The organism is Streptomyces sp. PA03-3a, assembly GCF_033792735.1.
In the GTDB taxonomy this organism is placed as follows: Bacteria; Actinomycetota; Actinomycetes; order Streptomycetales; family Streptomycetaceae; genus Actinacidiphila.
This window is the reverse complement of record NZ_JARAVM010000010.1, coordinates 222,302-229,577: the sequence shown is the minus strand read 5'-3', so window position 1 is coordinate 229,577 and position 7,276 is coordinate 222,302. Positions and strand designations below refer to the sequence as shown.

The 7,276-nt window shown below is 68.7% G+C and carries 5 protein-coding genes and 2 rRNA genes; 2 read left to right on the top strand and 5 right to left on the bottom strand.

Annotation, left to right across the window (positions count from 1 at the left end; translation table 11 throughout):
• Positions 1-1,397: ribosomal RNA gene (locus PV342_RS15280) — 23S ribosomal RNA — on the top strand; the annotation flags it as partial.
• A gap of 95 nt (positions 1,398-1,492) precedes the next feature.
• A 5S ribosomal RNA gene (gene rrf / locus PV342_RS15275) occupies positions 1,493-1,609 on the top strand.
• A 150-nt stretch (positions 1,610-1,759) separates the two neighbouring features.
• On the opposite strand, the gene PV342_RS15270 is transcribed toward rrf, so the two are convergent.
• Genes PV342_RS15270 through PV342_RS15250 form a run of 5 tightly spaced genes read right to left on the bottom strand, consistent with a single transcriptional unit; the run spans position 1,760 to position 7,195 of the window.
• On the bottom strand, positions 1,760-3,070 hold the full coding sequence (locus PV342_RS15270; protein ID WP_500317460.1) for a DUF58 domain-containing protein: 1,311 nt from the start codon (positions 3,068-3,070) through the stop codon (positions 1,760-1,762).
• 18 nt (positions 3,071-3,088) lie between these two features.
• Positions 3,089-4,057 carry an AAA family ATPase gene (locus PV342_RS15265; protein ID WP_500317458.1) on the bottom strand — a complete coding sequence of 323 codons (969 nt, stop codon included), beginning with the start codon at positions 4,055-4,057 and terminating at the stop codon, positions 3,089-3,091.
• Positions 4,054-5,280 carry a DUF4350 domain-containing protein gene (locus PV342_RS15260; RefSeq protein WP_500317456.1) on the bottom strand — a complete coding sequence of 409 codons (1,227 nt, stop codon included), beginning with the start codon at positions 5,278-5,280 and terminating at the stop codon, positions 4,054-4,056. Before PV342_RS15260 ends, PV342_RS15265 begins: the two co-directional genes overlap by 4 nt.
• Positions 5,277-5,936 (bottom strand): DUF4129 domain-containing protein, encoded by a 660-nt coding sequence (locus tag PV342_RS15255; RefSeq protein WP_433420511.1) that lies wholly within the window; start codon positions 5,934-5,936, stop codon positions 5,277-5,279. The genes PV342_RS15260 and PV342_RS15255 overlap by 4 nt, the downstream gene beginning before the upstream one ends.
• Before the next feature lie 5 nt (positions 5,937-5,941).
• On the bottom strand, positions 5,942-7,195 hold the full coding sequence (locus tag PV342_RS15250) for a DUF7847 domain-containing protein (protein ID WP_500317454.1): 1,254 nt from the start codon (positions 7,193-7,195) through the stop codon (positions 5,942-5,944).
• Positions 7,196-7,276: the final 81 nt, after the last annotated feature.

The following is a 7,276-nucleotide window of genomic DNA, read 5'->3' as shown; positions in this document are numbered from 1 at the left end:
GAGGCTGAGACCTGATGCCGAGCCGATTGTGGTGAAGTGGATGATCCTATGCTGTCGAGAAAAGCCTCTAGCGAGTTTCATGGCGGCCCGTACCCTAAACCGACTCAGGTGGTCAGGTAGAGAATACCGAGGCGTTCGGGTGAACTATGGTTAAGGAACTCGGCAAAATGCCCCCGTAACTTCGGGAGAAGGGGGGCCATTGCTGGTGAGGGGATTTGCTCCCTGAGCTGGTGGTGGCCGCAGAGACCAGCGAGAAGCGACTGTTTACTAAAAACACAGGTCCGTGCGAAGCCGTAAGGCGATGTATACGGACTGACGCCTGCCCGGTGCTGGAACGTTAAGGGGACCGGTTAGCTCCATTTCGGTGGGGCGAAGCTGAGAACTTAAGCGCCAGTAAACGGCGGTGGTAACTATAACCATCCTAAGGTAGCGAAATTCCTTGTCGGGTAAGTTCCGACCTGCACGAATGGCGTAACGACTTCTCGACTGTCTCAACCATAGGCCCGGTGAAATTGCACTACGAGTAAAGATGCTCGTTTCGCGCAGCAGGACGGAAAGACCCCGGGACCTTTACTATAGCTTGATATTGGTGTTCGGTTCGGCTTGTGTAGGATAGGTGGGAGACTGTGAAGCGGTGGCGCCAGCCATTGTGGAGTCGTCGTTGAAATACCACTCTGGTCGTGCTGGATGTCTAACCTCGGTCCGTGATCCGGATCAGGGACAGTGTCTGGTGGGTAGTTTAACTGGGGCGGTTGCCTCCTAAAGAGTAACGGAGGCGCCCAAAGGTTCCCTCAGCCTGGTTGGCAATCAGGTGTTGAGTGTAAGTGCACAAGGGAGCTTGACTGTGAGACTGACGGGTCGAGCAGGTACGAAAGTAGGGACTAGTGATCCGGCGGTGGCTTGTGGAAGCGCCGTCGCTCAACGGATAAAAGGTACCCCGGGGATAACAGGCTGATCTTCCCCAAGAGTCCATATCGACGGGATGGTTTGGCACCTCGATGTCGGCTCGTCGCATCCTGGGGCTGGAGTCGGTCCCAAGGGTTGGGCTGTTCGCCCATTAAAGCGGTACGCGAGCTGGGTTTAGAACGTCGTGAGACAGTTCGGTCCCTATCCGCTGTGCGCGTAGGAGTCTTGAGAAGGGCTGTCCCTAGTACGAGAGGACCGGGACGGACGAACCTCTGGTGTGCCAGTTGTCCTGCCAAGGGCATGGCTGGTTGGCTACGTTCGGGAGGGATAACCGCTGAAAGCATCTAAGCGGGAAGCCTGCTTCGAGATGAGGACTCCCACCCCCTTTGAGGGGTTAAGGCTCCCAGTAGACGACTGGGTTGATAGGCCGGATGTGGAAGCCCAGTAATGGGTGGAGCTGACCGGTACTAATAAGCCGAGGGCTTGTCCATAGGTTGCTCGCGTCCACTGTGTAGTTCTGAAACAACGAACCCCGGCCCCCTGCTTTTGTGGGGTGGTTGGTGCCGGTTCGATGGTTTCATAGTGTTTCGGTGGTCATAGCGTTAGGGAAACGCCCGGTTACATTCCGAACCCGGAAGCTAAGCCTTTCAGCGCCGATGGTACTGCAGGGGGGACCCTGTGGGAGAGTAGGACGCCGCCGAACAAATATTGAGCCCCGGCTCCCGAGTTTAATCACTCGGGAGCCGGGGCTTTTTTGCGTTGGCCCTCATACGTTGACCGGCCGAAGCACAGGGCGGGCAGAGTGCCTTCTGCCCGCCCTGACCGCTTTCAGGATCCTCTCGCGCACCGTTCTCTACAGCCGGCCTGCGGCCTTGAGAGCGAGATAGGCATCCGCCAGTGCGGGGGCGATGTCGGCGGGCGGGGCATCGACGACGGTGATGTTGTGCCGGGAGAGGCGCTGGGCGACGCGGCGGCGTTCAGCCCGTGCCTGTTCGGCGGCCGCGGCCGCGTACACGGCGTCCACGCTGCCGCGGCCCTCGGCCATCTCCTCGATACGGGGATCGGCCACAGAGGCGATGAGGACCTCGTGGCGGTGGGTGAGCTGGGGGAGGACGGGCAGCAGGCCCTCTCCCATGGGTGCTGCGTCGAGCCCCGTGAGGAAGACGACGAGGGAGCGCTGCGTGGCGCGCTGGAGGACTGTGGCGACCAGACCGCGGGCGTCGGGCTCGACAAGCTCGGCCTCGAGCGGAGCCATGGCGTTGACCAGAGCGGGGAGCATGTCGCGGGCTGCCCTGCCCTGGACGGATGCGCGAACACGGCGGTCGTAGGCCAGGAGGTCGACGCGGTCGCCCGCCCGGCCTGCGAGGACTGCCAGCAGCAGGGCTGCGTCCATGGCGGCGTCGAGGCGGGGTGCGTCGCCGACGCGGCCGGCGGCGGTGCGGCCGGTGTCGAGGACGATGAGGATGTGGCGGTCGCGTGCGGGGCGCCAGGTGCGGACGGCGACGGTGGCCCGGCGTGCGGTCGCCCGCCAGTCGATGGAACGGGTGTCGTCTCCGGGGATGTACTCGCGGAGCGAGTCGAATTCGGTTCCTTGGCCCCGGATGAGCACGGACGTGCGTCCGTCGAGTTCCCGGAGACGGGCCAGGCGTGACGGCAGGTGTTTGCGGCTGTGGAAGGGCGGGAGGACCCGGAGCGTCCAGGGGACGCGGTGGGAGCCCTGCCTCGCGGCCAGGCCGAGGGGGCCGTAGGAGCGGACGGTGACGCGTTCGGCGTGCCGGTCGCCGCGGCGGGTGGGATGCAGTGTGGTGGTCACTCGGCGGCGCTCGGCGGGCGGGATGGCCAGCCGGTGACGCGACGCGTCGACCTCGGTACCCGGGTACCAGCTGCTGGGTGGCCAGGCGTCGCGGAGGCGGGCACGAAGCGGGCGCCGGCTGGGGTTGGTCACCGTGAGGGCGACCTCCGCCGTCTCTCCGAGTCGAACGGATGTCTCACCAGATCGGGTGAAATGGAGCTTTCGTACTGGCGCGGCGAGTGCGAGATCGCACAGAATTCCGAACAGAAGGACGCCTTCGACGAGCAGGATGCCGTTCCAGCCGGGGAGCAGCAGACCGACGGCGAGGGCGCCGAGGGCGGCCAGTAGGGCGGTACGTCCGGTGATTGCCATGGTGGGTCGTCGCCCGTCTCAGCGCGGTACGGGGACGCGGGCGAGGACCGAGGTGATCACGGAGTCGGGTGTGGTGCCTTCCATCTCGGCTTCGGGCCGCAGTTGGATGCGGTGCCGGAGGGTGGGGAGGGCGAGGGCTTTGACGTCGTCGGGGATGACGTAGTCGCGGCCGGTCAGCCAGGCCCAGGCGCGGGCGGTGGCGAGCAGGGCGGTGGCTCCCCGGGGGGAGACACCGAGGGTGAGAGAGGGGGATTCGCGGGTGGCTCGGCAGATATCGACGATGTAGGCCGTGATGTCGGCGGAGACCTGCGTCTTGGCGACTGCCGCCCGGGCGGCGTCGAGGTCGGCGGGGCCGGCGACCGGACGCAGACCGGCGGAGTCCAGGTCCCGGGGGTTGAAGCCGTCGGCGTGACGGGTGAGGACGTCGATCTCGGTCTCACGGGAGGGCAGCGGCAGGACCAGCTTCAGGAGAAAGCGGTCCAGCTGTGCTTCGGGGAGGGGGTAGGTGCCCTCGTACTCGACGGGGTTCTGGGTCGCCGCGACGAGGAACGGCTCGGGCAGCGGCCGTGGGATGCCGTCGACGGACACCTGGCGCTCCTCCATGGCTTCCAGGAGGGATGCCTGGGTCTTGGGCGGGGTGCGGTTGATCTCGTCGGCGAGCAGCAGATTGGTGAAGACGGGTCCCGCCTGGAAGGAGAACTCGGCGGTGCGGGCATCGTAGACGAGGGAGCCGGTGATGTCGCTGGGCATCAGGTCGGGGGTGAACTGGACCCGCTTGGTCTCGAGCTGGAGGGATGCGGCCAGGGCGCGCACGAGAAGGGTCTTGGCGACTCCGGGGACGCCTTCGAGGAGGACGTGGCCCCGGCAGAGCAGGGCCACGACCAGGCCGGTGACGGCCGGGTCCTGGCCGACGACGGCCTTGGCGATTTCGGTGCGCAGGGCCTCCAAGGAGGCACGGGCGCTGTCGGCGGTCGGGGCGGCGCTCACGGGGTGGCTTTCCTCTCGTTGAGAAGGACGCGGCGTTCCAGTGCGTCGAGGTCGTCGGCGAGACGCAGCAGGGCCGCGTCGTCGGGGGGAGGGGGACCGTGCAGCAGGCTGTGCGGGTCGACGGCGGGGTCGTCGAGCCGGACGGCCACCGCGGCGGGCAGGACGTCCGGGTCGTGTGCCTGGGCCGGGGGGACGCCGAGCAGCGGGGCGAGGCGGTCGCGTGCGGCGGTGCGCAGCACCTCTGCGGCACGGCCTCGGGCTCGGCCGTGGCGGTAGAGGCGGGCACGTCCTTCGGTCGCTTCGGAGGCGCGGACGGTGGCGGGCAGCCGCTCGACGACGACGGGGCCGAGGCGACGGGCGCGCCAGAGAGCCGCGAGGGCGGCGGCGATGAACAGCTGGAGCACCGCCCAGTTCCAGCCGTCGGGGATGAGGTCGAGGAAGCTTTCCTGGCCGCCGCCGAAGGCGGAGGCGTCGCTGAGTGAAGGGAGGTACCAGACGAGTTTCGGGTGGGCGCCGAGGATCTGCATGGCGAGCGAGGCGTTGCCCTGTTCGGCGAGGTTCTCGTTCTGCAGGAGCGTGTGGGTGCCGAGAACGACGGTGTCGCCGCCGTTGGCTGCGGGGAGGCGCAGCAGGGTGGAGTCGCCCGGGGCATCCGGGTAGCAGCGGTCGGCGTCGCCGGAGGACGTCGCGTAGCTGCCGCCTCCGGTCTCGGCGGAGCCGGCGGTGCGGGCGGCGGTCAGCCCGCACCCGGGTTCGAGGACACGGACGGGGACGGGCCCCGTGTAATGGACGCCCGGAGCGAGTCGCCCGATGGAGGGCTCGCCGGGGGCGAGGAGGACGAAGCGGCCGCCCGAGCGCTCCATCGCCTTGTGCACCGCGTCCTGCTGATACTTCGTCAATAGATCGGGCGCGGTGACGAGGACGGTGGCGCCGGGACCGGCGGCGGCCACGGCCTCGTCGGTCGTGGTGACGACCTCGGTGGTCACACCCTGGTCGCGGAGGAGTTGAGCGACGGCCCGGCTGCCGGACGGGTCGGGAGAACGGGGGTCGAGTGCGTCATGGTTCTCACCGGTGCGTGCGGCGGCATAGAGGACGCCGAAGAGGATCAGGGTGAGGAGTGCCGCGAGCAGGGTGCGCGAGCGGGTCCACAACTGGCCCGCTGTCGGGGAGGCCGAGGTCGTGGCCGGGGCGGGTGCCTGCGCCGGGGACAGGGTGTCGGTCACGGGCGGGAACCTCCGGCGGCGGTCGTGCCGCTCTCGGCCAACCGGGGCTTGGTGCGCTGCACTTCGGTGTCGAGTTCGCGCAGGGCAGCGTAGGCGTCCTGGGTGCCCGGGCGGTCCCCGTAAGTGACGTCGTCGAAGGTGCGGGCGGCGTCCGCGAGGCGGGCGGCGAGGCCGGGGAGGGTGCGGCCCGCTTCGGCGGCGGCCTCGTCCGCGGTCCGGCCGGGGCGGGGGTCGAGCAGGGTCCGTTCCTCCAGGGAGCGCACGATCGCGCGCATCCGTTCCCGGACGGCCTCGCTCCACCGGTTGTGTCGCGCGTGTTCCTCGGCGGCGGCGCGGTGTTCGGCGGCGGTCCGCGGGACGTCGGCGAACAGCCCGGTGCCCGTGGCGGGCTGGGCGCGCAGCTTGCCGAGCCGCAGTCGCAGGGCGATGACCAGCAGCACGACCACGACGACGATCGTCACCAGGCCGGCGGCGCCTCCGGGGGTGGCCCCGGAGGCGGTGTCCAGCAGATGGTCGAACTTCTCCCAGAGCCAGTTCAGGGCGCGTTCGAGCAGGCTCGGGTCGTCGCGGTGGTAGATCCCCTTGGACAGTTCGTCCTCGGCGGCCTCGCGGGCCGGGCCGCGGGGAATGGTGACCGGTACGTCCTCCCCCGACACCGGCGTCAGCCGCCGGTGGCCGAGCTGTTGCCGGGTGCGCCGGCGGCGCCGAGGGCGTCGGAGTGGCCGGGGACGCCCGCGGCGCGGGCGAGTTCGATGTCCAGGGCCTCGCGGCGGATCCGCTGATCCATGTAGAGCAGGGCGGTAACGCCGGCCTGGATGGGGAAGGTGATGGTGGATCCGATGACGGCGCCGATCCCGATGACGATCAGATACGTCCAGCCGAGACCTGCCTGGTTGCCCGAGGCGAAGGCCGACAGGCCGTCGCTCCCGGCGGCCATTCCCACCACCACGAAGGGAATCTGGATGATCGACGAGACGATGTAGACGAGGATCATGGTGAGCAACTGGATGCCCAGAATGCGCCACCACGAACCCCGGACCAACTTGACCGAGCGGGCCATGGACTTGAGGACGCCCTGCTTCTCCAGCATGAGGGCGGGCGACGCGAGGCTGAAGCGGATCATCAGCCAGACGACCACGCCGAGGGCGACCACGCCGCCGAGGAACGCCAGGCCCACACCCGCGGCTGTGGAGCCGCCGACCGCGACGAGGACGCCGGGGACGATGCCGATGCCGATGATCACGCCGCCGATCAGGCTGAGCAGCAGCGTCAGCCCCAACAGACGCGGCAGCTGGTGGCGGGCGTCGGACCATGCTTCGCTCAAGGTCACCTGGCGGCCGAGCACGGCCCGGCTGATGACCATGGTGAGCATCGCCGTGGCGATCACCGACCCGAGCAGGGTGATGACCAGGGCGAGACCTCCGGCGGCCAGCGTGCCTCCGACGGCGTTCATGACGTCGCCGAACGAGGGGTCGGCACCTTCGTCGAGGGAGTTGATCGTCGCGCTGTCGTCGAGCATGAGCCCCTGGACCAGCAGCATGGCGCCCTGGGTCAGCAGCGAGACCGCGAGGGAGATGGTGAGCACGGTGCGCCAGTGCGCGCGCATCGTCGAGACCGCGCCGTCGAGGATCTCACCCATGCCCAGAGGCCGCAGCGGGATGACGCCGGGCTTGGGCGACGGCGGCACACCCCAGTGCGGCTGCTGCCAGCCGGAGGGTGCCGGGCCGCCCCAGACGGGGCCAGTGGGCGGGGGCGGGGCGCCCCAGCCGCCGGTTGCCTGCCACTGCCCGGCGGGCGGCTGCTGCTGGGACCAGTTCTGCGGCGCAGCGTCCTGCGGCTCGCCGGGACCGTCGGTGCGGCCCGGGTCGCCGGAGGGTGAGGATCCGGGCGAGGCCCAGCCCGGAGAGTCGTTCATCGTCGCTCCTTCATTACTGCGCTACCTACTCGTCCAACGGCGGGACGGTGGCCATCGTGCCATGGGCGCAGTGGGCTTGTA

What these genes read in the sequence shown, in the direction of transcription:
- PV342_RS15250 (WP_500317454.1), bottom strand. Translation starts at nt 7,195, where the DNA reads ATGAACGACTCTCCGGGCTGGGCCTCGCCCGGATCCTCACCCTCCGGC.
- PV342_RS15270 (WP_500317460.1), bottom strand. Translation starts at nt 3,070, where the DNA reads ATGGCAATCACCGGACGTACCGCCCTACTGGCCGCCCTCGGCGCCCTC.